23 protein-coding genes and 1 tRNA gene are annotated in these 26,390 nt (G+C 62.6%); 13 read left to right on the forward strand and 11 right to left on the reverse strand.

The window, feature by feature from the left end; all coding sequences use genetic code 11:
- Positions 1–778 precede the first annotated feature (778 nt).
- From JQ567_RS36090 to JQ567_RS36110, 5 genes are all read left to right on the forward strand, one after another.
- Positions 779–855: transfer RNA gene (locus JQ567_RS36090), tRNA-His, on the forward strand.
- 607 nt (positions 856–1,462) lie between these two features.
- Entirely contained in the window at positions 1,463–2,104 is a 642-nt protein-coding gene (locus JQ567_RS38500) for a hypothetical protein (protein ID WP_249165959.1), read from the forward strand.
- Positions 2,105–2,317: 213 nt separating this feature from the next.
- Entirely contained in the window at positions 2,318–2,791 is a 474-nt protein-coding gene (locus JQ567_RS36100) for a hypothetical protein (protein WP_212443225.1), read from the forward strand.
- A 74-nt stretch (positions 2,792–2,865) separates the two neighbouring features.
- Positions 2,866–4,548: an efflux RND transporter periplasmic adaptor subunit gene (locus JQ567_RS36105; protein WP_212443226.1), complete on the forward strand. Its 1,683-nt coding sequence runs from the start codon at positions 2,866–2,868 to the stop codon at positions 4,546–4,548.
- Between the two features lie 12 nt (positions 4,549–4,560).
- Complete coding sequence (locus tag JQ567_RS36110) at positions 4,561–7,695, forward strand: efflux RND transporter permease subunit (protein ID WP_212443227.1); 3,135 nt, start codon at positions 4,561–4,563, stop codon at positions 7,693–7,695.
- Here the strand turns inward: JQ567_RS36110 and JQ567_RS36115 are convergent.
- The gene (locus tag JQ567_RS36115) at positions 7,675–8,292 is read right to left on the reverse strand and encodes a hypothetical protein (protein WP_212443228.1); all 618 of its coding nucleotides are present in this window, start codon (positions 8,290–8,292) and stop codon (positions 7,675–7,677) included. The genes JQ567_RS36110 and JQ567_RS36115 overlap by 21 nt on opposite strands.
- Positions 8,293–8,403: 111 nt before the next feature.
- On the opposite strand from JQ567_RS36115, the gene JQ567_RS36120 reads away from it, so the two are divergent.
- Positions 8,404–8,820, forward strand: a complete 417-nt coding sequence (locus tag JQ567_RS36120; RefSeq protein ID WP_212443229.1) for an META domain-containing protein — start codon at positions 8,404–8,406, stop codon at positions 8,818–8,820.
- A gap of 164 nt (positions 8,821–8,984) precedes the next feature.
- On the opposite strand, the gene JQ567_RS36125 is transcribed toward JQ567_RS36120, so the two are convergent.
- Together JQ567_RS36125 and JQ567_RS36130 are read right to left on the reverse strand one after the other, a co-directional pair.
- Positions 8,985–9,161 (reverse strand): hypothetical protein, encoded by a 177-nt coding sequence (locus JQ567_RS36125; protein WP_212443230.1) that lies wholly within the window; start codon positions 9,159–9,161, stop codon positions 8,985–8,987.
- A 130-nt stretch (positions 9,162–9,291) separates the two neighbouring features.
- On the reverse strand, positions 9,292–10,197 hold the full coding sequence (locus JQ567_RS36130; RefSeq protein ID WP_212443231.1) for a LysR family transcriptional regulator: 906 nt from the start codon (positions 10,195–10,197) through the stop codon (positions 9,292–9,294).
- A 136-nt stretch (positions 10,198–10,333) separates the two neighbouring features.
- Here JQ567_RS36130 and JQ567_RS36135 point away from each other — a divergent pair, with 136 nt between their 5' ends.
- Both JQ567_RS36135 and JQ567_RS36140 read left to right on the forward strand, forming a co-directional pair.
- A complete protein-coding gene (locus JQ567_RS36135) occupies positions 10,334–11,323 on the forward strand; it encodes a tripartite tricarboxylate transporter substrate-binding protein (RefSeq protein WP_212443232.1) in 990 nt (329 codons plus the stop codon).
- Positions 11,324–11,382: 59 nt separating this feature from the next.
- The gene (locus tag JQ567_RS36140; RefSeq protein WP_212443233.1) at positions 11,383–12,459 is read left to right on the forward strand and encodes a tartrate dehydrogenase; all 1,077 of its coding nucleotides are present in this window, start codon (positions 11,383–11,385) and stop codon (positions 12,457–12,459) included.
- 129 nt (positions 12,460–12,588) lie between these two features.
- Here the strand turns inward: JQ567_RS36140 and JQ567_RS36145 are convergent, their stop codons facing one another.
- Positions 12,589–12,735 (reverse strand): bacteriocin, encoded by a 147-nt coding sequence (locus JQ567_RS36145; RefSeq protein WP_212443234.1) that lies wholly within the window; start codon positions 12,733–12,735, stop codon positions 12,589–12,591.
- Positions 12,736–12,992: 257 nt separating this feature from the next.
- Here JQ567_RS36145 and JQ567_RS36150 point away from each other — a divergent pair, with 257 nt between their 5' ends.
- Positions 12,993–13,988, forward strand: a complete 996-nt coding sequence (locus JQ567_RS36150) for an MBL fold metallo-hydrolase (protein WP_212443235.1) — start codon at positions 12,993–12,995, stop codon at positions 13,986–13,988.
- Positions 13,989–14,187: 199 nt separating this feature from the next.
- On the opposite strand, the gene JQ567_RS36155 is transcribed toward JQ567_RS36150, so the two are convergent.
- The gene (locus JQ567_RS36155; protein WP_212443236.1) at positions 14,188–15,189 is read right to left on the reverse strand and encodes a tripartite tricarboxylate transporter substrate binding protein; all 1,002 of its coding nucleotides are present in this window, start codon (positions 15,187–15,189) and stop codon (positions 14,188–14,190) included.
- A gap of 277 nt (positions 15,190–15,466) precedes the next feature.
- Between JQ567_RS36155 and JQ567_RS36160 the strand changes: the two genes are divergently transcribed.
- The gene (locus JQ567_RS36160) at positions 15,467–16,750 is read left to right on the forward strand and encodes an MFS transporter (protein WP_212443237.1); all 1,284 of its coding nucleotides are present in this window, start codon (positions 15,467–15,469) and stop codon (positions 16,748–16,750) included.
- 62 nt (positions 16,751–16,812) lie between these two features.
- On the forward strand, positions 16,813–17,589 hold the full coding sequence (locus tag JQ567_RS36165) for a potassium channel family protein (RefSeq protein ID WP_212443238.1): 777 nt from the start codon (positions 16,813–16,815) through the stop codon (positions 17,587–17,589).
- 25 nt (positions 17,590–17,614) lie between these two features.
- On the opposite strand, the gene JQ567_RS36170 is transcribed toward JQ567_RS36165, so the two are convergent.
- From JQ567_RS36170 to JQ567_RS36190, 5 genes are all read right to left on the reverse strand, one after another.
- Positions 17,615–18,097 carry a dCMP deaminase family protein gene (locus JQ567_RS36170; protein ID WP_283816617.1) on the reverse strand — a complete coding sequence of 161 codons (483 nt, stop codon included), beginning with the start codon at positions 18,095–18,097 and terminating at the stop codon, positions 17,615–17,617.
- A 189-nt stretch (positions 18,098–18,286) separates the two neighbouring features.
- Positions 18,287–19,201 carry a PaaI family thioesterase gene (locus tag JQ567_RS36175; RefSeq protein ID WP_212443240.1) on the reverse strand — a complete coding sequence of 305 codons (915 nt, stop codon included), beginning with the start codon at positions 19,199–19,201 and terminating at the stop codon, positions 18,287–18,289.
- A gap of 42 nt (positions 19,202–19,243) precedes the next feature.
- A complete protein-coding gene (locus tag JQ567_RS36180; RefSeq protein WP_212443241.1) occupies positions 19,244–20,719 on the reverse strand; it encodes an amidase in 1,476 nt (491 codons plus the stop codon).
- 94 nt (positions 20,720–20,813) lie between these two features.
- Entirely contained in the window at positions 20,814–22,508 is a 1,695-nt protein-coding gene (locus JQ567_RS36185) for a GMC oxidoreductase (protein WP_212443242.1), read from the reverse strand.
- A gap of 119 nt (positions 22,509–22,627) precedes the next feature.
- Positions 22,628–23,182: a MarR family winged helix-turn-helix transcriptional regulator gene (locus tag JQ567_RS36190; RefSeq protein WP_249165960.1), complete on the reverse strand. Its 555-nt coding sequence runs from the start codon at positions 23,180–23,182 to the stop codon at positions 22,628–22,630.
- Between the two features lie 80 nt (positions 23,183–23,262).
- Between JQ567_RS36190 and JQ567_RS36195 the strand changes: the two genes are divergently transcribed.
- Both JQ567_RS36195 and JQ567_RS36200 read left to right on the forward strand, forming a co-directional pair.
- Positions 23,263–24,216, forward strand: coding sequence for an alpha/beta hydrolase (locus JQ567_RS36195; protein ID WP_312017519.1), 954 nt, complete (start codon positions 23,263–23,265; stop codon positions 24,214–24,216).
- A gap of 49 nt (positions 24,217–24,265) precedes the next feature.
- Positions 24,266–25,069 (forward strand): isocitrate lyase/phosphoenolpyruvate mutase family protein, encoded by an 804-nt coding sequence (locus JQ567_RS36200; RefSeq protein WP_212443243.1) that lies wholly within the window; start codon positions 24,266–24,268, stop codon positions 25,067–25,069.
- Between the two features lie 207 nt (positions 25,070–25,276).
- On the opposite strand, the gene JQ567_RS36205 is transcribed toward JQ567_RS36200, so the two are convergent.
- The gene (locus JQ567_RS36205) at positions 25,277–26,260 is read right to left on the reverse strand and encodes a tripartite tricarboxylate transporter substrate binding protein (protein ID WP_212443244.1); all 984 of its coding nucleotides are present in this window, start codon (positions 26,258–26,260) and stop codon (positions 25,277–25,279) included.
- Between the last annotated feature and the right edge of the window lie 130 nt (positions 26,261–26,390).

Genomic DNA, 26,390 nt, shown 5'->3' on the forward strand with positions numbered 1-26,390 from the left:
CCCCGAAATGAGAGGGCGCAGGGAAGACCGGGTGCGCGCTGCACCCGCGGTCTCGCGTGCGGTTTGCACAAAACAAAGTGCACACGAGCATACAGGGCAGCGGAGAACACCCGGCCTTCCCTGCGCAGTGGCTTTACGACTTATATCGAGCTCTCCCTGGTGAACGGGCTTTCTTGCCACCATCATCCCTGATCAGCGTTTGGCTTCTCAGGAACTTGACGCCAGCAACGGGGCGCCAGGACCACACGACTTCGCCGTACGCCTCAGTGCCGTTCGTCGCCAGCACATCAGCGTCCACCGCAACCCGTCCAACGTCCGTGACGACGGCCGCCGCCCTCTGAGTGGGACGGGATGGGCAGATATGTGCCCCTGATTTGCCTTCTGGAAAAGCGAAATATTTTTTGTTTCGGGGCTTGACATGAATTCCGATAATCAGAACTGATTTGCCCGTCGGGCCGTTTTGTCGCACCATGACGATCCAGCCTCGTCATTGCGAGCCAACGGGTCGCGCGAATGCGCGCCCGATGACAGGCTCCGCGAAGCAATCCATAGCACCACTTGCGGAGGCATGGGCTTCGTCGCTGTTGCTCCTCGCAATGACGCGCGCGTGAGCAGCGCGTCGGGTTGTTTTGTCGCGGCCAAATGATCTTGTGCGGCTGGTAGGTACGGCTGTTTGCGTCGGCCCATCCACTGTGTGCGCCAGCTCACATTCAAGCGATGATGCCTGCTGTAGTCACGAATGGCCGAAGCAAATCCGTCCAGGGGCTTCGCGCAGGATGCAGTTGTAGCTCAGTTGGTTAGAGCGCCTGTCTGTGGAACAGGAGGTCGGTGGTTCGAACCCACCCAACTGTACCAGCCTTTCAAGGCGGTCAAATCAGCTTCCATCACAACACCCTTTTGCCTGGTTCTTCATCGAGACGAACCAAACGATTTGGCGAACCCGAATTTCCCTGCGGCCGACATCGCAAGTGGGCAGCAAGAAGTCCCACCATGTTGCGGCGCTGGTCGCGACCTTCAATACGTGCTGACGATCGTCTTTCCCTTCATCGCCGAGCGGACACCTGAACAACTGTTCAGAAATTTTCCATGAACGATGTGAATGACGCGCGCGTCAAACAGCCATGCACACGATTCGACACATTGACACGATCGACGACGAAGCAATTTCGACGCGCGTCATTGTGGCGCATGCCGAGATGAATGTTCAGTTCGTGCCTGATTTGCCTTGCGAATTCGCTTGCAGGTCCACGCTTCAAGAAGAGGCGAGTGCACCAGCGTGTTTCAGCTCACGTTCAGCCGCCGGCGACGATCATAGGGTTCGAACTACGGAGCAGATCCCCTGCTACCACAACCCAAGGAGCTACCATGTCGTTTCGTAAAGCAATCCTCTCCGCGTTCGCTGCAACGGCCATCCTGGTCGCCGGCGTCTCCGCAAGCAGCGCGGGGCATTGGCATCACCATCATGGTCATCATCACCACGGCCATCATCATCATGGTCATCACCATCATGGCCATCACTGGCATTGGCGCTGGCACCATGGCCATCATCATCATCATGGCCATCACCATCACCACGGCCATCACCACGGCCATCATCACCACCACGGTCACCACCACCACTAACGACAACAAGCCGGCCGACGGTGTCGGCCGGCTTTACCACCTCGGCTGGATCGCTGTTGATCCACTCTGCTCACGTACCTCTGACGCCTGTCGGCAACCGAACATCTGGAGAATGACAATGAAGAAGTTTCTAATGGTTGCTGCGCTCGTGGCTTCGTCCGCCAGCGCCTGGGCGCACGATCACCAGGGCACGAACGGCGGCAGGGTCGAGGATGCCGGCTCGTATCATGTCGAGCTGGTTTCGAAATCCGAAAAGGTCGATCTGTACATCAGCGATGCGAACCAGAAGCCGATCGCCGCAACCGGCTTCAAGGCCATCGGCATCTTTGTCGTCAATGGCAAGGCCCAGCGCGTTGCGATGGAACCTGCCGGAAGCGCGCGGCTTTCCGGAACCGCCAGCGACGCGCTGTCGGCACAGCCGAAGGGGGTGGTGCAACTGACCTCACCCGATGGCAAAACCGTGCAAGCCAAATTCAACTGAGGTTGCGGGGCGCGTCCTGAACGGGATGCCGACCGTAATAGTATTCAGTTTCGAGCGTAAATATACACCCTGTCTGGACCGGCGACCCCGTTCATCAAAGCCTCGTGAACCGTTGCTGGCCTGAAGACGACAGAAAGATGAATGGCTCGCAGCACGCGTTAGCCATCTTTAACCTGACCTATGCAGTGCCGAGAGCCCTGTGATATTGTGAGCATGATGAACGCGAACCCAAAGCTTTGGCAGTTTGTTTGTGCGGTGATCGTCCTGATCGCCGTTCAATTCGCGCCTGCCTTGGCCCGCGCCCATGCCGACCAGGCCCACCGCACGCAGGGACATGTCCACGTTCATCATCACGCGGTGCCTCACGGCGCCCATGCGCCGGTGGCGCATCACCTCACCAAGGCTGCGTTCACCAACGACGTCTTTGCCGAAACGACCGCTTCTATCCCGCACCAGCTTTTCCTGACCGCAGGTCGGGCGCCGGATGCAGCGCCGATCGATGCGGATGGATGCGTGGACGGTTGTTGCGGAGCGGGCATGGGGTGCTGCGGCGGGGCCGCTTTGGTTGCAGCCTCGCAATGTTTGCCTCCTGCGGTTCATTCGCACCGTCTTGATGTCACCGGTGCCGTGCTTGCTTCGGGCATAGAACCCGCAAGCCTGCGTAAACCCCCCCGAGCGTTCACCTGAGCAACGATATCGCGGCGGCATGATGTGCCGGCCGCGCGAGCGAGAACACGCTTCTTCTCAGGTGAGTCATTCAGATGTCTACTTTGTTCCGTGCTGCGCGGTGCGTGGCGGCTGTATTAATCCTGCTTGCGGCAGGGCCAGTGATGGCGCACGACGGTCACGATCATGGTGCGCCCGCTCCGGCGCCGATCTCCAGTATCGCGCCGCGTGCCGAGGCCGCCTCGGAAGCGCACGAACTGGTTGCGATTGTGCGCGACGGCGTGCTGGCCATCTATCTCGACCGCTTCGCCACCAACGAACCGGTGGACGGCGCGGGAATCGAAATCGAAACGCCCGCCGGGCCGCGAAAGGCCGAAGCCAAGCCGGGCGAGCCCTATCGCCTCGATGCGCCCTGGTCCAGCAAGCCGGGTGCCTACGACCTGATCTTCACGATCGCGAAAGATGGCGATGTGGATGTGTTGTCCGCCCGGATAGTGATTCCGGATGTTCCTGCCGACAAGGCCGGACCAACGTCCTGGTTCTCGACTTCAGCCATCGCAGGCGAAGTCCGGCACCATCTCAATCACGACGGTCCGGCGTTGTTTTTCGCCATGCTGGGAGGACTTGCCGCTGGGGCCGTTGTCATGGCGTTGGTGCGACGGCGTCGCAGGGCGGCCATCGCTTTGGTCATCGCCGCCGCGATCATCCTGTACAACAGCCCATCCCGCTCCCATGACGGTCACGATCACGCCGCTCCGGCCGCGCCGATGCAATCGGCTCGCGACCAGGCGCAGCGCCTGCCTGACGGCGGTGTGTTCGTGCCGAAGAGCACGCAACGCATTCTCGCAATCCGCACCGTGATGACCGAATCCGGCGCGCATCCGCGCGCCATCGAGCTGCCGGGCCGAATCATCCCCGATCCGAACGCCAGCGGATTCGTGCAGGCTTCGGTGGGCGGCCGTCTCTCGGCGCCGCCGGGTGGTTTTCCGAAGCTCGGGACGCCGGTCAAGAAGGGCGACATCCTTGCTTATGTCGACCCGCCGCTGCAGGCCATCGACGTGTCGGATATGCGCCAGCGCCAGGGCGAACTCGACCAGCAAATTTCCATCGTGGAGCGACGGCTCGCCCGCTATGAAACACTGGTGCCGAGCGGCGCCGTTGCCCGCTCCCAGCTCGAAGACACGAGGTCGGAGCTCCAGGGATTGAAAGACCGGCGCGGATCGCTCGACCGGTCGCGCCGGGAGCCCGAAGCGCTGATGGCGCCGGTCGACGGGGTCGTCGCCGAAGGCACGCCGGTGGCCGGGCAGATCGCCCAGTCCAATGCGGTGATTTTCCACATCATCGATCCGACCCGTCTGTGGGTTGAAGCCCGCAGCTTCGACGCGCTGACGGGCGTTCGCAGCGCGACGGCGAATCTCGGGACCGATCGCATCGTCACGCTGGTCTATCAGGGCTCCGGCTTTGCCGACCGCAATCAATCGATTCCGGTCCAGTTTGCCATTCAGGGCGATCATTCCGGCCTTCGCGCCGGGCAGTTCGTCACCGTCCTTGCCACCACCAATGAGGAAAAGGTCGGCCTTGCGGTCCCGCGGGCCAGTCTGGTGCGCAACATAAACGGCCAGGAAGTCGTCTACGAACACCTCACGGCCGAACGTTTCGAACAGCATCCGGTACGGGTAGAGCCGCTCGACGGTGACCGCGTGTTCATCGCCACCGGCCTCGCCGGAGGCAAGCGCCTCGTCGTGCAGGGCGCCGAACTCCTCGACCAAGTGCGCTGAGGAGCAGGGCCGATGTTTCGCTTTCTCGTCACTCAGTCGCTGCGCAACAGCCTGCTGGTCATGGCGGCTGCGTTGGTGCTGGTCCTGCTCGGCATCTTCAGCGCCGGCCGGTTGCCGGTAGACGTGTTTCCCGACCTGAACAAGCCGACGGTCACGATCATGACCGAGTCCGACGGGCTTGCGCCCCCCGAGGTCGAGCAGCTCGTCAGTTTTCCGATCGAAACGCAAATGAACGGTATTCCCGGCGTGACGCGGGTCCGATCCATTTCCGGAATCGGCCTTTCGATCGTTTATGTCGAATTCGACTGGGGCACCGATATCTATCGTAACCGGCAGCAGATCGCCGAACGTCTCAATCTGATCCGAACCCAGTTGCCGCCCAATACCGTCCCGCAACTGGGACCGATCAACTCCATCATGGGCCAGGTGCTGCTGGTCGCGGTGACCAGCGACCGGGCCTCGGCGATGGAAGTCCGCGAGACCGCTGACTTCGTGGTGCGGCCGCGCTTGTTGACGATCCCCGGTGTCGCGCAGGTGATTCCGATGGGGGGCGAGGTCCGGCAGTATCGAATCTCCCCCAATCCGCCCGCGCTGCGCAGCCTCGGCGTCACCTACGAGCAGGTCGAGCTGGCCCTCAATCAGTTCGGCGTCAACACCGGCGGCGGATTTACCGATCAACATGCGCGCGAATATCTGATCCGCAACATCGGGCGCACCACCAATCTGGACGACCTTCGCAACGTGGTGGTGGCGCAGGTCAATGGCGGGCCGGTCTATCTGAAGCAGGTAGCCACCGTCGAGTTCGCCCCCAAGGTCAAGCGCGGCGACGCTGGCTATATGGGCAAGCCCGCCGTCGTCGTCTCGGTCGAGAAGCAGCCGAACGTCGATACCATCCGGCTCACGCGCGAGATCGAACAGGCCCTGAAGGAAATCACGGCCTCGCTGCCGTTGGGCATGAAGGCTGACCAGATCATCTTCCGTCAGGCCAATTTCATCGAAACCTCGATCGGCAATGTCGAGCGGGTTCTGCTTGAGGCCGGCGCGGTTGTCGCCATTGTGCTGTTTCTGTTCCTGATGAACTGGCGGACCACGGCGATCTCGCTGGCTGCGATCCCGGTGTCGATCCTGACGACCGCGGTCGTGTTCTATTTTGCCGGCCTGTCGATCAACACGATGACCCTTGGCGGCATTGCCATCGCCATCGGCGAGCTGGTCGATGACGCCGTCGTCGACGTCGAAAACATCTTCCGGCGCTTGCGCGAAAATCGCGCCCTGGAGCACCCCCGCCCGGCATTCGATGTCGTCGTATCGGCATCCCAGGAAGTGCGCTCCGGTATCGTCTATGCGACCGCCATCATCGTTCTGGTGTTCGTGCCGCTGTTTGCGCTGTCGGGAATCGAAGGCCGGCTGTTTGCGCCGCTTGGTCAGGCCTACATCATCTCCATTCTCGCCAGCCTTGCGGTCTCCATCACCCTGACCCCGGTGATGGCGTATCACATGCTTCCGCATCTCAAGCGCCTCGATCATGGCGACAGCGCTCTGGTGGCGATGCTCAAGCGCGCCAACGCGGCCTTGCTCGAACGGGTTTTCCACCATCAGCGCGCCTTGATGGCTGCCGCACTCGCGGCGGTTGTCATTGCGGCGGTTTCCGCATTCTATCTTCCCCGCGCATTCCTGCCGCCTTTCAACGAAGGCACGTTCACGATCAACATGCTTTTCAATCCGGGAATTTCGCTCGCCGAGTCCCATCGCGTCGGGCTGATTGCGGAACGTCTCGTCCTTGAAGTGCCCGAGGTCAAGACCGTGGGCCGGCGAACCGGGCGGGCGGAGCTCGACGAACATGCCGAAGGCGTCCATTCGTCGGACCTCGAGGTCAATCTCAAGCCATCGAAACGGCCAAAGGCCGAAATCGTCGCTGACATACGGGGCCGGCTCGCCGTGCTTCCGGCTTCGATCAACGTAGGCCAGCCGATTTCGCACCGGCTCGACCATATGCTTTCGGGCGTTCGGGCCGAAATTGCGCTGAAAATCTTCGGCGACGACCTGAATAGCCTGCGCGCGATCGCTGAAATGTTGCGCGGCAAGCTGGCGGAGATTCCGGGTCTCACCGACCTTCAGGTCGAAAAGCAGGTGCTGATTCCGCAGCTGGAAATTCGTGTTGATTATCGCCGTGCGGCGCTCTACGGCGTGCAGCCGGCCACCGTGATCGAGCAACTCAGCCGGCTCTCGAATGGCCGGGTTATTTCACGGGTGGTGGATGGCTATCGGCGGTTCGACGTCACGATGCGGCTGCCGGATCGGCTTCGCACCACGCAAACCCTGGGCGACCTCTTGATCGAAACGCCGGCCGGCTGGATACCCGCCCGGCAGATCGCGGACGTCAAGGAGACCGAAGGCCCCAACCAGATCCTGCGCGAGAATAGCCGCCGCCGTGTGGTGGTGTTCGCGAACACCAAAGGAGGCGCCGACATGACCGACATTGTCGAGGCGATCCGAAAAGTGACCGCTTCGGCAAAGCTTCCCGAGGGCTATTACCTCCGCCTGGAGGGAACGTTCCAGGCCCAGGGGGAAGCAAGCCGGACCATCGGCGTACTCTCGTTGCTGTCGCTATTGCTGGTGTTTGCCATTCTCTACAGCCGCTACCGCTCGACCGTGCTCGCCTTCATCATCATGGGCAACGTCCCGCTGGCGCTGATCGGCTCGGTCGCAGCCCTTTGGCTGGCAGGACAACCGCTCTCGGTGGCGTCGATGGTTGGATTTGTCACGCTGACCGGCATCGCGGTTCGCAACGGCATCCTCAAAATCAGCCACTACATCAACCTGGCGCTGAAAGAAGGAATGCCGTTCGGCCACGATCTCGTGGTCCGCGGCAGTGTCGAGCGGCTGACGCCGGTCTTGATGACGGCGATGTCGGCCGGCGTGGCGCTGGTGCCGCTGCTGATCGACGCGGCAAATCCCGGCAAGGAAATTCTCCATCCGGTGGCCGTGACGATTTTCGGCGGCCTCCTCAGCGCGACCCTGCTCGACACGTTGCTGACGCCCGTTCTCTTCCTTCGCTATGGCGAAGCTCCTCTGGAGCGGCTGCGGCGAGGTGCCGACGGCAAGGCGGGAACGGCCCCGGCAAATTCAGCCGCCGAAGCTTTTTGACATCAACATTCGGAGAAAGACGGTGAATGCGAAATTTTTGATGGTTGCGGCCGTGTTGGCCTGGTCGACTGGTGCCTCGGCGCACGACGAGAAGGGAGCGAATGGCGGTGGGTCGCGCATGCCGGTTCGTATCACGTCGAACTGGTTTCGAAATCCGACAAGCTCGAACTCTTCGTCAGCGACGAGAACCAGAAATCGATCCCGGCCACGGGGTTCAAGGCGATTGCCATCCTCGTTGTCGGCGGCAAATCCCAGCGGCTCCTGCTGGAGCCTGCCGGGAGCGCGCTGCTTTCCGGCACAACCCGCGTCGCATTGCCGGTTCAGCCAAAAGGTGTCGTTCAACTGACCGGTCCTGATGGAAAGACGGCGCAGGCAAAATTCGACTGAGCGGATTGCGAAGCAAGACCCAAATCGATCAACCAAATCCTCGCGGCGCAGCCCGCGGGGTTTTCTTCGGTGCGGCATTTTGCGCCCCAGCTGACGCAGGACAGAAGACCGCTCCGAACCGCGCGGGCCTAACGCAGCGTTGCGATTGAATCGGAACACTGCTTTAGATTCTTGATTTGACGCGTTTTCCCGGCGCGAACCGGTATCCACCCCCGGATCAAGTCCGAGGGCATGCTTCGCTGGAAAACGCTCTAGCCAATGACATACTTGTTCAATAGAACGGCGCGATATCGGGGTTGAGGATTTTTCGAGAGAGGTTGCATGATTTCATTCGCGCGCATGGTGAAGCTCGCAGGCGTTGCTTCGGTGCTGCTGGTTTCCGTCCCTCATGCCGGTCATGCCCAGGCCGACAACGGCTTTCCGTTCGGAATGGAAATGACCATGGATGTCCCGCCGCAGCCCGGCTCCAAGCGGATACCGAATCTCGAGATTGGCGACGCCGGCGAAGTGGTGCTCGAACTCTGGTGCAAAGGCGGCAAGGGCCAGTTTTCGGTGGCAGGCAACACCGTGATCTTCGTGGCAGGCGCGATGGAGAACCGCAATTGTCCGCCCAATCGCGCCCAGGCCGACGACGAACTGATTGCCGCACTGACCGATGCCGCGACCTGGAAGAGGCAGGGCGATGCGATCTCGTTCATCGGCACCAGAACGCTGCGGTTCCGGCTCAATACGAACTGAAGCGTTTTCAAGCGAAGCATGCCCTCGGACTTGATCCGAGGGTGGATACCGGTTCGCGTCAAGAAAACGCGTCAAATCTAGAACCTGGAGCCTTTGCCATTCCGATTGATTCGGAACGGCAAAGGCTCCAGCCGCGCGAGCCGTGCCGGCGGCAGCGGCCGCGATCAGCGGCCGAATGAGAAGAAAACCTTCGGCGGCAGCGGCTGCGGATTGAGCGCGACCCAGTCCAGCCTGGAGGAAAACTGGCGCTGCAATCCGCTCACGATGATGATGCCACCGGCAACGCGGTCGAGTTCATCGGAGGTCAATGCTTCGGCTTTGACGGGAGTGAAATCGGTCATGGTTGTTTTCCTTCGTTAGGCGCAGCACGGCGCTGCGACGAACGGGACATTGCCTTCTCCGACCCGACTTGTTTGTGATCCAGGTCACTCAGGCAGTCAGCCGGCGGCTCGCCTCGCGATCGTCCTGGCTTCAGGCCTCCCGTGCATAGCGTTTAAGGGACGCTTTGAGGATCTCGAGCATTTCGTCCCTGATGAGATCGCGCGTACCGCGGGTCCAGGCGGCTGCGAGCGGCAAGCGGTTCATGTCGGATCCCGCGAGCGGAACAAACCGAACGCCCCGCGCCGCCATTCGCGATGTCCATCGCGGCACGATAGCAACGCCGAGTTCGGCCGCGACGAGATTCACGATGGTCTGCTTCTCATTGGCAATCTGGATGACGCGCGCCTGCAGTCCAGCCTGAGCAAACAGTTTCATGGTCAGATCGTGGCTATGCGGGCGCGACCGACGCTCGGGTACGATCAGCGGCTGTTCGGCAAGATCGGCGACGGTCACCCGTTTTCTCGACGCGAGGGGATGATGGTCCGGCACGGCGACAACGGCCGTCTCGTTCAGGAGAAACAGAAATTCGAGCCGCTTGTCGGGCTTTTCTGGTGGGCGCACCAGGGCCATGTCGAGCCGGCCGGAGATCAGGGCCGGCAACAGCCGGATCGTCTTGTCTTCCGTCAATTTCACCGTGACATCCGGTCTCTGTTCGCGAAAATCGGAAAGCAGCATCGGCAGCAGTCCCGCCGCTGCGCTGTCGATCGCGCCGACGCGGATGATCGCGCCCTGCTTGCGGCCCCGCGCCTGGAATTTGACCGCCAGATTGTCCGCCTGCGCCAGCAAGGCGCGGGCCTCCTTGAGCAGGACGACGCCGTCATCGGTCAGCGTCACGCTGCGCGTCGTTCGCGTCATGAGCCGGGTGCCGAGATCGTCTTCGAGCAGGCGGATGTAACGCCCGAGCGCGGAGGGCAGCATTTCCAGCCGTTGGGCCGCACGCCCAAAATGCAATTCCTCGGCCGCCGCCACGAAGCAGCGAAGCTGGTGCAGTTCCATATTTCGTCCTCCCCCGGGCAGATTATATCAAATATTTGTATAATCGTATGCCGATTGAAGGCGCGTGACCTTTAGCCGTACCTTGTCCGGAAGTGCTGAAATCAGCCAATCAACGAATTCTGCAGGGAGCGACCCAATGCGGTTCAATCGTCGCACGATCCTTTCCGGCGCCATCGCGGCCGCGTCGCTATGGGCGTCACACACAGCCTTCGCGCAGACCGCCTTTCCGACAAAACCGATCACCATCATCGTTCCGGCGGCGGCCGGAGGGCCGACCGACACCGTGGCCCGCCTCATCGCGGAATCGATGGGCCGAAGCCTCGGCCAGACCATCCTGGTCGAAAATGTCGGCGGCGCCGGTGGCACGCTCGGCATGGCGCGCGTGTCGAAGTCGGCCGCCGACGGCTACACGCTCGCGATCTGGCACATCGCGCACGCGACTGCGCCCGCGCTCTACGACTCCCTCAAGTATCATGTCGTCGACGATTTCGATCACCTCGGTCGCATCACCGACGTGCCGATGACCCTGGTGTCGAAGCCGACACTTGCTGCCAACAATGTGACCGAGTATGTGGCGTGGATTCGCGCAAGCGGCGACAAGGCGGTCTATGGGCATGCCGGAATCGGCTCCGCCTCGCATCTTTGCATGCTGATGCTGATGAAGGAGCTTGGCGTGCAGATGAACGGGATTCCCTATCGCGGCACCGGGCCTGCGATGAACGACCTGCTCAGTGGCCAGTTCGACGTGATGTGCGACCAGACCACCAACACCACCAACCAGATCAAGGAAGGCAAGATCAAAGGCTTTGCGGTCACGACCAAAGCCAAAGTCTCGTCATTGCCTGACCTGCCGACGCTCGACGGCGGCGCCGTCAAGGGATTTGAGGTCTCGGCCTGGCATGCGATGTGGGCTCCGAAGGGATTGCCGAAAGAGGCCACCGACAAGCTTGTCGCCGCACTTCAAGCGGCGCTGAAGGACCCCAAAGTGATCGAGCGGTTTGCCAATCTCGGCACCGAGCCGGTCCAGACGGAGCTGGCGACGCCGGCGGCACTCAAGGCGCATCTGACAGCCGAAGTGCCGCGCTGGGGCGCGGTCATCAAGGCTGCAGGGGCCAAGGGAAACTGAACTCCCCGCCGCAAGCAGCCGAACACCCATCGCGACATTCGCAATCCGGAGATCAATCGATGAAGACGTACGCCATAGCCGCCATCCCGGGCGACGGGATCGGCACCGAAGTCGTTGCCGCAGGTGTCGAGGTGCTGCACGCGCTGGCCCAGCGCGACGGCAACTTCACGTTCAAGGTCGATCATTTTGACTGGGGGTCTGAATACTACAAGAAGCACGGCATCATGATGCCGGAGGATGGCCGCGACCAGATCAAGAATCACGACGCTATCCTGTTCGGCTCGGCCGGCGCGCCTGATGTGCCTGATCATATCACGCTGTGGGGGCTGCGGCTCGCCATCTGCCAGCCGTTCGATCAATACGCCAACGTCCGTCCGACGCGGATCCTGCCCGGCATCACCAGCCCGCTGCGCAACGTGCACGGCAAGGAACTCGACTGGGTGATCGTCCGCGAAAATTCGGAAGGCGAATATGCCGGCGTCGGTGGCCGCGTTCACAAGGGCTTGCCGCTCGAAGTCGCAACCGACGTCTCGATCCTGACCCGTCCCGGCGTCGAGCGCATCATGCGCTTCGCCTTCAAGCTCGCACAGTCGCGGCCCCGCAAGCTGCTCACCGTCGTGACCAAATCCAACGCCCAGCGCCATGCCATGGTGATGTGGGACGAGATCGCCACCGAGATCGCGGCCGAGTTCAAGGACGTGACCTGGGACAAGATGCTGGTCGATGCGATGACCATGCGCATGGTCATGAAGCCGGAGACCATCGATACCGTGGTGGCCACCAATTTGCATGCCGACGTGCTGTCGGATCTCGCTGCCGCGCTCGCCGGCTCACTCGGCATCGCGCCGACCGCGAATCTCAATCCGGAGCGGACCTACCCATCGATGTTCGAGCCTATACATGGCTCGGCCTTCGACATCATCGGCAAAGGCATCGCCAATCCCGTCGGGACGTTCTGGTCATCGGTGATGATGCTGGAGCATCTCGGCGAGCCGGCAGCCGCGGCGCGGTTGATGCAGGCGATCGAGCGTGTCACGGCCGATCCCCGCTTTCACACGCCGGACCTCGGCGGCAAGGCCAGGACCGACGAGGTCACGGCCGCGGTCGTTGCCTCCATCCACGGCGCCAACGACTGAAGCGTGAACCGACGCGGCCAGCGGGAGCCATCTACTCAACAAGTACGGCGGATCGGCCATGAGGGCTGATCCGCCGTACTCGTATGGGCCAAGGCGTGAGAACTACTGATCCGCTCAAGGCATCCGGCCTTACTTCTTGAGGCTGGCGAACATCATGCGAACTTCGAGGATCTGTTCATACTGTTCCTTGGTCACTTGAACCCGGTCCTTGCCACCCGAGACGGCCTCGAGTTCTTTGTCGGACAGCGCATCGATCTGGGCATTGTGGGTGTTCATGGCAGTTCTCCATTTGGCAGGTGGGGCGCGACCACCGCGTCCTTTCCTGTGATCTGGAGAATGCCTGAGACCGAACCGGAGCGCTGTTCCCCAGGTGACAGGCTGCGGAGGTGGCAATTGGGCGGCGGCCGGATGGTGCGCCTAACCAAAGGCTGGATGTCGCCTTCGCTTCCGCCTTGCGAAAGGTCCCAAAAATCGGGAGTATTCACGCCAATTCGGGAGCCAAATCCCGGGATAAAATTTGAGGGGAGACGCCTATGACGGCTTTCACGCGCCGCGATCTGTTGTCGGCTGCCGCAGGCGCGGCAGCGGCCACGAGCCTGCCGTTCATTCAGCCCGTCCACGCCGCGACGCCGCCAGCGGGCAAGCAGACCGCCGGCTGGTACCGCTACAAGATCGGCAGCATCGAGGTGACGGTGGCCACCGATGGCGTCAACCGGTTCAAGATGGCGGAGGATCACGTCACCAACATCAAGAAGGATGTGGTGAACGCCGCGCTCGCCGAGGTCTTCATGGAAAAGGACATGATGACCACGCCGTACAACCCGATCGCCATCAACACCGGATCGAAGCTGGCGATCATCGATACCGGCACCGGCGAGAGCAATTACAAGAAGAGCAACGGCACCGCCGGCCAGTTCGTGACCAACCTCGCCGCCGCTGGCATCGACCGCAACGCCGTCGATGTCGTGATCATCTCGCATTATCACGGCGACCACATGAACGGCCTCTTGATGGACGACAATTCACTGACCTATCCGAACGCCGAGATCCTCGTGCCCGCCAGGGAGCACCAGTACTGGATGGACGACGGCGAGATGAGCCGCGCCCCCAAAGGCCGTATCGAGGGCGTCTTCAAGAATGCGCGGCGGGTCTTCACGCCGGAGGCTCTGAAGCGTGTGAGAACCTATGAGGGGGGCAAGGAAGTGATTCCCGGCGTCACCGCGCAGGGTACGCCTGGGCACTCGCCCGGCCATAGCTCGTTCGTGATCGCCTCAGGCTCGGATTCCGTCTACGTGCAATCCGATGTCACCCACGTCCCGTTCCTGTTCGTCCGGCATCCCGACTGGCACGTCTTTTACGATCAGGACCCGGCGATGGCGGAAGCGACCCGCCGCAAGGTTTACGACATGCTGGCGGCCGACAGGATGCGGGTGCAGGGCTTCCACTATCCGTTCCCGTCGCTCGCGCATGTCGAGAAACACGGCAGCGGCTACCGGGAGATTCCAGTGATGTGGAATCCGAATATTTGATGTGGGGCGGTGAAGCGGCGGCGGGCTCGCTGCACCTCTCCCGCTTGCGGGGGAGGTCGACGCGCGAAGCGCTGCGGGTGGGGGCTTTTTCCACCCGACGACTCGTGGAGACACCCCCACCCCAGCCCTCCCCCGCAAGCGGGAGAGGGAGCGCAATCCCTTCGCGGTCGCTATTTCATCATGCTCACGCACCCGTCAGCTACTCCACCTTCAGCCCGAGCTGATGAACGAGCTTGCTCCACTTCTTTTCTTCCCGATCGATGTCGTCGGCGTATTCGGCCGGCGTCGAGGCCAGGGGATCGCCGCCTTCGAGACGGATGCGTTTCTGCACCTCCGGATCGCCGACAAGTTTGCGCAGCTCGGCGCTGAGGATTTCGACGATGTCAGGCGGCGTGCCTGACGGCGCCAGCAGCCCGTAATGCAGCACGGCTTCGAAGCCGGGCATCCCGGACTCGTCGAAGGTCGGCACGTCAGGCAAAAGCGAGAAGCGCTGCTTGCTGGTGACGGCGATGGCGCGCAACTGGCCGGCCGCGATATTGCCGAGCGCCGGCGGCAGCACGCCGAACGCCACCGGCACATGGCCGCCGAGCAGGTCGTTCATCACGGGCGCCGTGCCCTTGTAGGGAATGATAGCGGCATCGATACCGGATTCGGCCTTGAACAGTTCCGCGCACATGTAGCCGCCGGTGCCGACCGGCGAAGTGCCGATATTGAGTTTGCCCGGCTCCTTCTTGGCGAGCGCGATCACATCAGTGACCGTCTTGGCGGCAAACGACGGATGCGCGAGCAGGGCCACCGGCATGGATGCGACGAGACCGATCGGCGCAAAATCCTTGCGCGGGTCCATGCCGAGCTTGGTGTAGAGGCTGGGGTTGATCGACAGCGTCCCGGTGTGGCCCAGCAGCAGCGTGTAGCCATCAGGCGCGGCGCGCGCCACGGCGCGGGTGCCGATGGTTCCTCCGCCGCCGCCGCGGTTGTCGACGGTCACGGTCTGGCGGAATGCATCGGACAGTTTTTGCGCCACCACGCGCGCCATGGCGTCGACGCCGCCGCCGGCCGGGTAGGGGACGACGAGCGTGATGCTGCGCGCTGGAAACTCAGCCGCATGCACGACCGCGCTTGCCACCAGCGGGCCTGCGAACGCGATGGCTGATGCAAGGACGGCATTCATGACATTGCGACGATGTGAGAGCTTAACCACCAGATTGCCTCCCTTCAGCGATGTCGATCCACGTTCTTATGGGTGGCCTCATTTCACCGCAAGCCCGGCGCGCCGCAACGATCATCATCGAATGCTCGATTGGCCCGCAAACGGAATCATGCACTGCAGCAGAGAGGTTCGATTCATCGCCTCGCGCAGCCCCTGGAAAACCGCCAACCGTCAGCCCCAACCTTGAACTGGCAGTCGAGGCCGCATAGGCTCGGTGATTGGAAACGCCTGCCAGGCAACAAACAACAAGAGGGATACCCCCCAGTCGATGAGCTCCGCGTTGCGGCGCCCTTTCGCCCACCGCCGGGGCCTGATCATCGTCGCGACCTTGGCCACGGCCTATGTCGCCAGTCATTTTTTCCGCGCCGCCAACGTCACCATCGGCCTCGACCTGATGCGCGACCTCGCCATCGGACCGGAAGCGTTGGGCGCGCTGACGGGCGCATTCTTCTTTGGCTTTGCCGCGATGCAGATCCCCTGCGGCCTTCTGTTCGACCATTTCGGACCTCGGCGCACCGTGGCTTGCATGCTGATCCTCGCCACGACAGGCGCTGCGATCTTCACGCTGGCGCCGACCTGGCCGGTTCTGCTCACCGGCCGCGTCCTGATGGGCGCCGGCTTCGGCGTCATGCTGATCGGCAGCATGGTGGTGATCTCGCGCTGGTTTCCACCGGATCGTTTTTCCACGCTCACCGCCATGGTGCTGTCGATCGGACTGCTCGGCAATCTCTTCGCCACCACGCCGCTGGCATGGGCCTCGGAGGCCGTCGGCTGGCGCGCCGTGTTCGGCGCGGTCGTCGTCTTCATCGCACTCGCCACCATCGCCGTGTGGCTGGTGGTGCGCGACGCGCCGCCCGGCCACCCCTTTCTCGACCGCACCCCGGAGCCGCCACGCCAGATGCTGCAAGGCCTGATCGAGGTGCTGGGCAACCCGCGCCTGAGGCCGATCCTGGCGATGAATTTCTGCAATTATGCCTGCACCTTCACCGTTCAGGGCCTGTGGGGCGGCTCGTTCCTGCGCGAGGTGCATGGCATGAGCCCGATCGAGGCCGGCAACGTGCTGCTGGCCGCCGTGATCACCTACCAGCTTGGCATCGTCGCCTTCGGCCCCTTGGACCGCGTGCTCGACACGCGCAAATGGATCGCCATCGGCGGCACCATGGTGACCATATCCATGCTTGCGACGCTGGCGCTCGCTTCCCGCCCGCCGGTCTGGGTGCCCGTCGGCGCCATCGTCGCCATCGGTTTCTTCAGCGCCTCCAGCACCATGGTGATGACGCATGGCCGCGGCATCTTCCCGGACCGGCTGATCGGCCGCGGTATTGCGGCCATCAACACCGCCGTGATGCTGGGCGTCGCCTGCATGCAGACATTGTCGGGCATCATCGTCGGCGGGTTCGAGCCTCTCGCCGACGGCGGCCGCTCCGAGACCGCCTACCGCGCCTTGTTCGGCGTGCTCACCGTGGTGCTGATGTCGGCCGTTGCGATCTACAGCCGCTCGCAGGACGTCAAGCCCAGCGAGGAGATGCGCGCCCGGGCGGCCACCGCGTGATGCCTCGGCGCGGCGCCCTGCATGCCTTGCCATGATGCGGGTAAAGCTGTGAACATGCCGCCATGAACCTCGGCTCGCTGAAAAGCAATATCCGGCAGCTTTACGAAAGCGACACGCCGCTCGGCGTCCGTTTTCGCTACGCGCTGCTGGCGTTCGACATCGTCACGGTGCTGTTCATCGTCGTAACGTCGTTCCTGCCCCCAAGCGAGATCGTCGAAACGCTCGACGTCCTGTTCGGCGCGGTGATCCTGGCCGATTTCGCGGCGCGCCTGTTTATCAACCGGCGCCGGTTGCGGGCATTTACCCGCATTTCGACCTGGACCGATCTGATCGCGATCGCCTCATTCCTGGCCCCGCTGGCGGGAGAAGCGGGCGGCTTTCTGCGCATCCTGCGCACCTTGCGGCTGCTGCGCGAGGTTCAGATGCTGACCCGGCTGCGCGGCGACAGCACGTTTTTCCGGCGCAACGAGGAAGTGATCTTTGCCGTCACCAATCTTGCGGTCTTCATTTTCGTGATGACCGCGATCGTCTACGAGACCCAGAAGTTTCGCAACGAGCAGATCACGAACTATGCCGACGCGCTGTATTTCACCGTCACGGCGCTGACGACGACCGGCTTTGGCGACATCACCCTGCGCGGAACGGTCGGCCGCATGATTACGGTCGTGATCATGATCTTCGGCGTCACGCTGTTCTTCAATCTCGCCCGCGCGCTGCTGTCCCCGAGCAAGGTGCGGTTTCCCTGTCCGTCCTGCGGCCTGCAGCGCCATGACGGCGATGCCGTGCATTGCAAGGCGTGTGGTGTGGTGCTGAATATTCCCGACGAAGGCGCGACGTAGCCGAGCCGCGCGGGCTCGTTGCGCCTCACTCTTCGGTGGCGTCGGGTAGTTCGGCGAGCCGGGGAATCAGCCGAACCTCGATGTTGGCTTCGTTCAGCATCTGACCGGAGATGGAGAAATCCTCGGCCCAGTTCGAGTTCGGCCGGTCGGGCGCGTAGGCGACGAGCGCCGTGATGCCGCATTGGATGATGGCCTTGGTGCACTCCACGCAGGGAAACCAGGGAACGTAGATGGTGCAGCCCTTGAGCGCGACGCCAACGCGGGCGGCATTGAAGATCGCATTCTGTTCGGCGTGGCAGCTCCAGATATATTTGGCGCCGGTGACGCGGGAATGGCGCTCCTCGAGATCATCGCGAACACCGCTCGGCAGCCCGTTGAAGCCGGTCGAGCGGATTTCATGGTCGGGCCCGACGATCACGGCGCCGACGCGGCGCCCTTTCTCGATGCTCCAGGTCGCCAGATGATGCGCCAGGAGCATAAATCGCTCATCCCATTTTGGATCCAGCAATACCGTTCCCTCAAAAATCAGTGCGCTCTATGCGCCAATGTTCCACCATCAACCATGGCGAGACAACAGCGAGAGCATCAACATCCCGTTAATGCCCGTGTGGCCGCGGTCAGCACCTGACAGATTTAAGCCCGGCGGTAGCCGCTTGTCGATGACCGGCTGGTTTGTAAGCTTAACGCCTGGATACGCCTATTCCTCGTCCGCGCCCGGCGCCTGCCTCAGCATGAAATGCCCGAACGCCGAGGCGATCGGTTTGGTCCGGTCGTCCTGCCAGGCCTGCGCCTCGAAGGCGACGACGCGCCGGCCCTGCTTGACGATCGAGACGTTGGCGTAGCTGTCCAGCGCCCGGCCGGAGCGCAAATAGTTGATCGTCAGCCCGATCGGCTTCGGCAGCGACACGCCGAGTTCGCGCGTCACGCCGACGATGGCGGTGGTTTCGAGGAAGGCGCCGGTCATGCCGCCATGGATCGCGGGCAGGATCGGGTTGCCGATGATCTTCTGTGAGAACGGCATCACCAGCGTGCCGTCCTCGCTGACGCGGATGCCGAGGCAGCGCGCGAACGGGCTTTGGGCGAACGGGCCGGTCGGATCTTCCGGCGCTTCAAGCGTCGGCAGCGCGAGATCCTCCCTCGAGCGGCCCTTGAGCATATTGGTGCGGTTGGCGCCGACCATGAAGCAGGCCGTTGCGGTGGCGACCGGATCGTCCTCGGTCTCCTGATAGGCGGTCGCGCGCACGAAGGCGATCGAGCGGGTGACGCGGTAGCAGATTGCATGCGCCCGGATGTCGAGGCCGGGCGTTGCCGGCTTCAAATAGTCGATGCGCAGGTCAAGGGTTGCGATCGCGCGCGTCCCGTCGAGCGCGAGCTGGACCGCCATGCCGCAGCTCTCGTCGAGCATCGCGGTGACGACGCCGCCATGAAGCACGCCGGTCCCGGTGTCGCCGACGAAAACGGGGCGGTAGGGCAGGCTCGACCAGGCTTCGCCAGCGGCGGCGCGGTCAAGTTGAAGCCCACTGATGTGCCCATAGACGGAGCGGTGGCTCTTGATGGCGTCGGCCAGTTCGTCAAACGGCAGCGGCGTGTCGACTTTGGATGCTTCGGACATACAGACGTTCTAGACCAGATTGATGGGTGAGCCAAAGACGGCTCAGCCGTTCGCCGCGTGCACTCCGGGCTTCCGTCCCGAGTTCCATTGGCCGCCGAGCGCCCGCTCGATCTGCGCCGCCAGCTGCAGCAGCAGCCCGTCATTGGCCTGCCTGGCCTGGGCCTGAATGCCCAGCGGCAAGCCATGCTCATGCTGGGCCATCGGCAGCGAAATCGCGGGAATCCCGCACAGATTGGCCAGCGGCGTGAAGGCGAAGTTGCGCCACAGATTGCCGAACCAGTCCAGCACCGACGGATTGTCCGAGATGGTCAGATATTCCGTGGTGCCGACCTTCGGCGTCGGCAGCGCGGTGATCGGCGTCAGGATGATGTCCCAATCCTCGAAGAACGTGCCGAAGCCGCGCGATGTCGTGTTGAAGACGGCCTGCATGCGCGCCCGCTCGGCGAAGGTTGTGTGCCGGCCGGCTTCCCAGATCCGGATGTTGACCGGTTCGATCAGATCCGCCGGCGGCTTTTCGAGCCCGCGGGCGGCGAGCATGTTGCTGATGACCACCGCAAAATTGCTGATGTAGCAGGTGGTCTGGGCGTCAAAGGCGGCGCGATAGTCGACCGCGGGCAACGCGTAATCGACGTGATGGCCGAGGCCTTCGAGGAATTGTCCGGCTTTTTTCAGCTCTGACGCGATCTGCGGTGTCGCCTGATAGTCGCCCCATTGGTGCGAGAGCGCGATTTTGAGCCGCCCCGGATCGCGCTTGATCATGTCCTGGTAAGGCTCCGGCGCGGTCCAGAACGGCATCAATTCGCCGGGCGCGGGACCGCGGCAGGCATCGACGAAGGCGGCGGTATCGCGCACCGTGCGCGACTGGCAGCCCTGGATCGACACCAGCCCCGACAAATCCGAAAGGTGCGGCGCCAGCGAGAACACGCCGCGTGAAACCTTCAGACCGATGTTGCCGTTGACGCCGGCCGGGATGCGGATCGAACCTCCGCCGTCGGTGGCATGCGCGATCGGCACCGCGCCCGCCGCGACCATCGCGGCGCTGCCGGCCGACGATCCGCAGGTGGTGTAGTCGGTATTCCAGGGGTTGCGCGTGACGTAGACGGCTGGATTGTCAGCCGAACTGCAAACGCCGAACTCCGGCGTCGTCGTCCGTCCGATCAGATTGAGTCCAGCCTGGCGCATCTTCGATGTCAGGAACGTATCTGATGTGGCGCGATTGCCGCGCATCAGCAGCGACCCCATTTCCTGCAGGCGCCCCTGCATGGTCGGGCCCAGATCCTTCATCAGGAACGGGAGGCCGGCGAAGGGTCCCGCGAGATCGGCGCCGGCCTTGCCGGGATCGTCGATCGCGTCCTCAAACAATTCGACCACGGCAGACAGCGCCGGATCGACTTTCGCGATGGCCGCTTTTGCCTGGCTTGCCAATTCCTGTGCCGTCAGTTCGCCTTTCCTGACGCGCTCCGCCAGCGCCACGCCGTCGTGCTGCGCCCATTCGTTCCAGTTCATCGGCAAAGTCATGCGGTCGATTTCCTTTTCGGTGCGGAACCAACTTTAGGTTCGCAGCCTGCCAAGTCAATCAATGGGCATGCATGGGAATTGCTGCTCGCGCGCATCACTGCATCGCGGCCGCAATCTTCTCCGCCGACATCAAAACCGGAAAATTGGTGTTGGCACAGGGCACGACAGGGAAGATCGAGGCGTCGACCACGCGCAGGCCCTGCACGCCCTTGACGCGGCCCTCGGTGTCGACGACGGACATCGGGTCCTCCGGCCGGCCCATCCGGCACGAGCACGAGGCGTGCCACACGCCGATGGTCCCCTTGCGCACGAAGGTCTCCAGCGCCTCGTCGTCGTTGATCACGTCGTCGAACGAAAATCCTTCGACCACGAAATTGTCGATCATGTAATGGCGCAGCGCCGCCGGGCCGTCCATCAGGGTGGCGGCGATTTTGGTGAGGATCCTGTTCTTGTTGTTGACCACGCCGATCTTGCGCACGCGGTCGGTATAGGAGGCAGGGAAGGGCTTGTCGGTGACCGCCCTGACGGCGTCGCTCATTTGCACCGCCGCCATCTTGCGGAAACCGCTCATCAGGCGGTCGAGGTCGCGCCGGTCGGACAACAGGTTGAACTCGACGACCGGTTCAGCCGCCGGGTCGCGCGAGGCGAGTTTGACCTGTCCGGTTTCGGAATAGGTCTTGTTGACGAACGTCAGCGCCGAGCCGATTTGCTCGCCGACCGCATGCCAGGCCGATTTGCTGAGCACCACGACGAACATGTCGCCATCAGGCACGCCGGGCAGTCCGGACGAATAACGCAAGCCGACCTGCATGTGACGCCTGGTATGCCCGTTCATGCGCGCGCCGCGGCGGACAAACGACGACAGCGAGATCGAGGGATGATCCATCAGGCGCTGGCCGACGCCTTCAAGTCCCATCAGCACGGGAATGCCCATGTCCTTGAGGTGACCGACCGGGCCGATGCCGGCGCGCAGCAGATGCGCCGGCGAATGGATGGCGCCGCTGCAGAGAATGATCTCGCGGCCGCGGAATTCCTGCTCCTTGCCGTCCACAAGAGCCTTCACGCCGACGCACTGCGTGCCTTCGAACAGCAATTCCCTGACCTGCGTGTTGGTGGAGATCGTGAGATTGGCGCGCTTGCGCGTTTCGCGGTCGAGATAGCCCATCGCGGCCGAGACGCGTTGCTCGGCCTGGTTGGAATGCGTCACCGGGAAATAGCCGTCGACGAACTCGCCGTTCTGGTCCGGCAGGAATTGATGGCCGGCCTGCTGGAAGGCGTCAGCGAAAGCCTGCGAATGCTTCGTCCAATGCTCCCTGGGGATTCGTCGCACCGGGATGCGGCCGTCCTTGCCATGGTACGGTCCGTCGAAATCAAGGTCGCGCTCGACCTTTTTGAAGTAGGGCAGCACGTCCTTCCAGCTCCAGCCGGTGGCACCCCGCGTTTCCCATTCATCGTAGTCGGTCGGTGCGCCACGGTTGGCCATCTGGCCGTTGATCGAGGACCCGCCGCCCAGCACCCGCGCCTGTTCGTATTTGCGTAAGGGAGGCCGCCCCTCGTTGGGATTGTTGTGGCTGACGATTTGCGTCGTGACCTTGAGTTCGGTCCAGTGGAAGCGCGGATCGAAATAGGCGGTGCCCGGATAGCTGTCCCGAATCTCGGCCGGCTCGTTGCCCGGCGGGGTGTCCTGGCCGGCCTCGCACAGCAGGACCTTGTTGGCGCTCTTGGCCGACAGCCGATGCGCCATGACCGAACCAGCCGAACCGCCGCCTACGATGATCGTGTCATACACTTTGGTATTTCCCCGTGTTGTTGGTCTTGTTGCCGGGGAAGGTAGCGCAGCTCCGCGTCCGGGTCACGCCGGTTGAGCTAGCTCTCTCGCAAAAAATCATGTCGGGAAGGCAGCACGTGCTAACGATCGCGTTTGCTCTTGGTTGTGGGCAATGGGCAATTCGTACAGACCCTGTCGTCGCACATCCGGCAAATGGTGAAGCGATCCAGTTCGGAAGTGTCCTGCCTTGCCAGCATCTCACGTATCAGGGTTCCAAGTTGCTTCGTCTCCGTCGGCGACAGCACGTCCAGAAGGGACGTAACGGCTGAAATCCGGGAAGCCATCAGAGCTTTCCGGCTCGCAGCGCCCGTGGCCGTCAGGTGCAAAGCGACTTCCCGGCCGTCCTTTCCCGGCCGGCGTTCGACCAGCTGATCCGAAACCAGACGGTCCACCAGCCGGACCGTTCCGGAATGCGATAGGCCAAGGATCCGCCGGAGCTTGTCGTTGGTCATGCCCTGGCCATAGCCAATAACGACGAGGGCTGCTGGCGTCTCGCCGCCACGGCCCACGACCTCGCGCGCTCCTTGCTCGATCCGATCCATGACGGCGAGCGAAAGCGCCCCCAGCAAATTCGCGATTCCGGTTTCCATGCGATGAATAATATGTGCGTAGCGCACAAAAAACAACTTGACCAAATATGTGCGCTGCGCACATATTATCCGGAAGAGCGGCGGCGAAGACCAACCTCGAATTTTGCAGGGGCATCCCGGCATTCGTGCCGGTCGCTGTCGCGCGCTCACCTGAACGCGAAGACACATGGAGAAGAGCGATGAACGCCCGGAGCACGGCAGCAACCATTTCGAATGCCACTGGCAATGAACCCGCCCTGAAATACGTGCAGGCTAACGGCGTGCGGTTCGCCTACCTCGAACAAGGGGAGGGCCCCCTTGTCATGTTCATGCATGGCTTTCCCGACAATGCCTGGTCGTATCGAAAGCAGCTGCAGGTCTTCGCGGATGCGGGGTATCGTGCGGTCTCGCCGTTCTTGCGTGGCTATGCGCCGACTGAGATCCCGGCGGACGGAATTTTCGATCCCATCGCACTGGGCAAGGATCTCGAAGCGCTCATCGCGGCGCTGAGCGACGACGGACAAGCACGCGTCGTCGGCATGGATTGGGGCGGCACGTCGACCTTGCAGGCGTTGGCCTCGGCGCCATCGGCGATCAAGGCCGCCGTGGTCATGAATACCGCGCACCCGATCACATTTTCGAGCATCAGGAGGGATCCCGATGCCGTTCGATCCATCTTCCATTTCTATTTCTTCCAACTGCCCGGCGCCGACTCAGCGGTCAATGTCGAGGGACTTCCCTTCGTTGATTATCTTTGGAAGCTGTGGTCGCCGACATTTGAGAACGACGAGCACCTGCGCTCGATCAAGGAGACGCTCAGCTCGCCTGGTACGATGGCGGCGGCGCTTAAATACTATGGAGGCCTGTTCAATGCGGGATTTGCGGGCCGGCTGCCGATCACCGAGATGCATACGCCGACGCTGACGATATATGGCAGCAACGATCCGACAGCGAGGTATTCGGTGAAGGAGGAGCCTCTCTTCAAGGGGCCACATAAGCGCATTGTCCTGCCCGATGTCGGGCACTTCCCGCACCTCGAGCGTGAGGTCGAGGTCACCGATCTGATCATGGACTGGTTCAAGACGCACGCGCCTGACTGAACGACGTGGCCACAACTTCAATCAAGTTTTCTGACCAGGAGTGCGCGCGATGGACGCCAAGACACAGCAGAAATACGCCGAGACATTTCACGGTCTCCATAGGAAGGGAGATCCGCTCGTCCTGTTTAACGCCTGGGACGTGGCTACCGCCAAAGTCATTGCGAAGACTTCTCCGACGGTCGCGACCAGTAGCGGGGCGGTCGCGTCCGCACTCGGCTACGCGGACGGAGAAGATGTCCCGTTCGATATGGTGACAGGTCTGGTGTCCCGGATATCAGCTTCGGTGTCGGTCCCAGTATCAGTCGATCTGGAGGCAGGATATGGCGACACCCCAGACGCCGCCGCGAAGTCGGCGACCAAGGTTCTGGAAGCCGGTGCCATCGGCATCAATATCGAAGACGGGCTATCCAGGGGAAAGCGGCAACTCGTCAGCCCCGAACAACATGCAGCGAAGATCAGAGCCGTGCGGGACACGGCGGAAAAACTCGGAATTCATCTATTCATCAATGCGAGGACTGATCCATTTCTGCTGAAATTCGGATCGCCGGATGAATGCCTGAATGAAGCGGCAAGGCGTGCGAAGGTTTATGGTGACGCCGGCGCCGATGGGATTTTCGTACCAGGCCTCACCGACCTCGCTCTCATCGAGAAGTTCGTTCAACTCACGCCTCTGCCGGTCAACATCATGGTGACGCGAGCTGTTCCCGAAATCCCGGATCTTGCCCGCATCGGCGTTCGGCGGGTGAGTCTTGGGCCGTGGCCCATGATGGCGGCGATGCGTGTCATTGGACAAGCCGCCGCCGCGGTCGCTGCGAGCAAGCAATACGGCACGTTCCTGCAACCGAATGCCTGAGCCGGGAAATCACCCCGCTTTCCCCGCAGGGCAAATCAGGAGCATGAATCTGCCCGTCTCACCCGACAAGAGGATCATGATCGTCGTGAACGTGCGGTGGGAAGCGGTGGCGCGGAGGTGGTGACGACGTGTCGGTATTCAATCCTCACGCAAGATCATGTCGCCGCAGGCGCCGGCCGATGTCGACATGTACCTGTGTACGCCGCTTCAATTGGCGAGCGTGATGTTGGCGTCCTGAATGATCCTGGCGAACTTGTCCGATTCCGAGCGGACGAAGGCGCGCAATTCGGCGTCGGTCATGCTGCGCGATACGATGCCCTGAACTGCCAGCTTCTCCGTGATGTCGGGCCGCTGCAGGATTTTCGGCATCACCTCGGCGAGACGGGCGAGAATCGGCTGCGGCGTGCTGGCGGGCGCGAACATCGCGAACCAGTTGAGGAGTTCGTAGCCGGCCAGCCCCGGCGCGTCGCCAAGCGGCGCGACATCGGGCAGTTGCGGCATGCGCTCGCGCGAGGTGACGGCGACCGCGCGGATCTTGCCGGCCTGGATCAGCGGCAGTGCCGCCGCGAGACTGCTGAAGCTCATGGTGACGGCGCCGACCGCAACGTCCGTCACCGCCGGCGCCGAGCCGCGATAGGGCACGTGCTGGACATCGGTGCCGGCCATCTTGTTCATCAGCTCGCCGGCGAGATGCTGCGGATTTCCCACGCCCGAGGACGAATAGCTCAGTTTGCCCCGGCTGGCCTTGGCGTAGGCGATCAGGTCCGCCGGCGTCCGCACCGGCGACGCATCGGCCACCACGACCACACAGGGCACGATCCCGGCGAGCGCGATCGGCACCAGCTCGGTCTCGGGCTGATAGGTCATCCTTTCCTTGTAGAGATGTTTGTTGATCGTGACCTCGCCCGAAGCCGCCATCAGCAGCGTGTGGCCGTCAGTGCCCGCCTTGGCGACGGCCTGCGCCGCGATCATGGCGGCTGCACCAGCGCGGTTCTCGACGATCACGGGCTGCCCAAGCACCTCCCGCATCGGTTCGACCACGAGCCGCGCCACAAGATCGACGCCGCCGCCGGCCGGATAGCCGACGAGAATGCGCATGGTGTGGTCGGGATAGCCCGACTGCGCCCGTGCCGGTTCAGCGCCGGTGAACGCGGCCGCACTGCCAGCGATGAACAAACGGCGTGAGATCATTGTCGTCTCTCCTGATGGCTGGCTCTTGTTAGCGTAATCCGCCATCCGAACCGACGAAAAAATGGCGGATTACGCCTTCGGCTCCGCCCGGTCCTTGGGGCTTGTCTGTGCCAAAACGGGCAAACGAGCA

The organism is Bradyrhizobium sp. AUGA SZCCT0431 (genome assembly GCF_018131065.1).
Classification (GTDB): Bacteria; Pseudomonadota; Alphaproteobacteria; order Rhizobiales; family Xanthobacteraceae; genus Bradyrhizobium.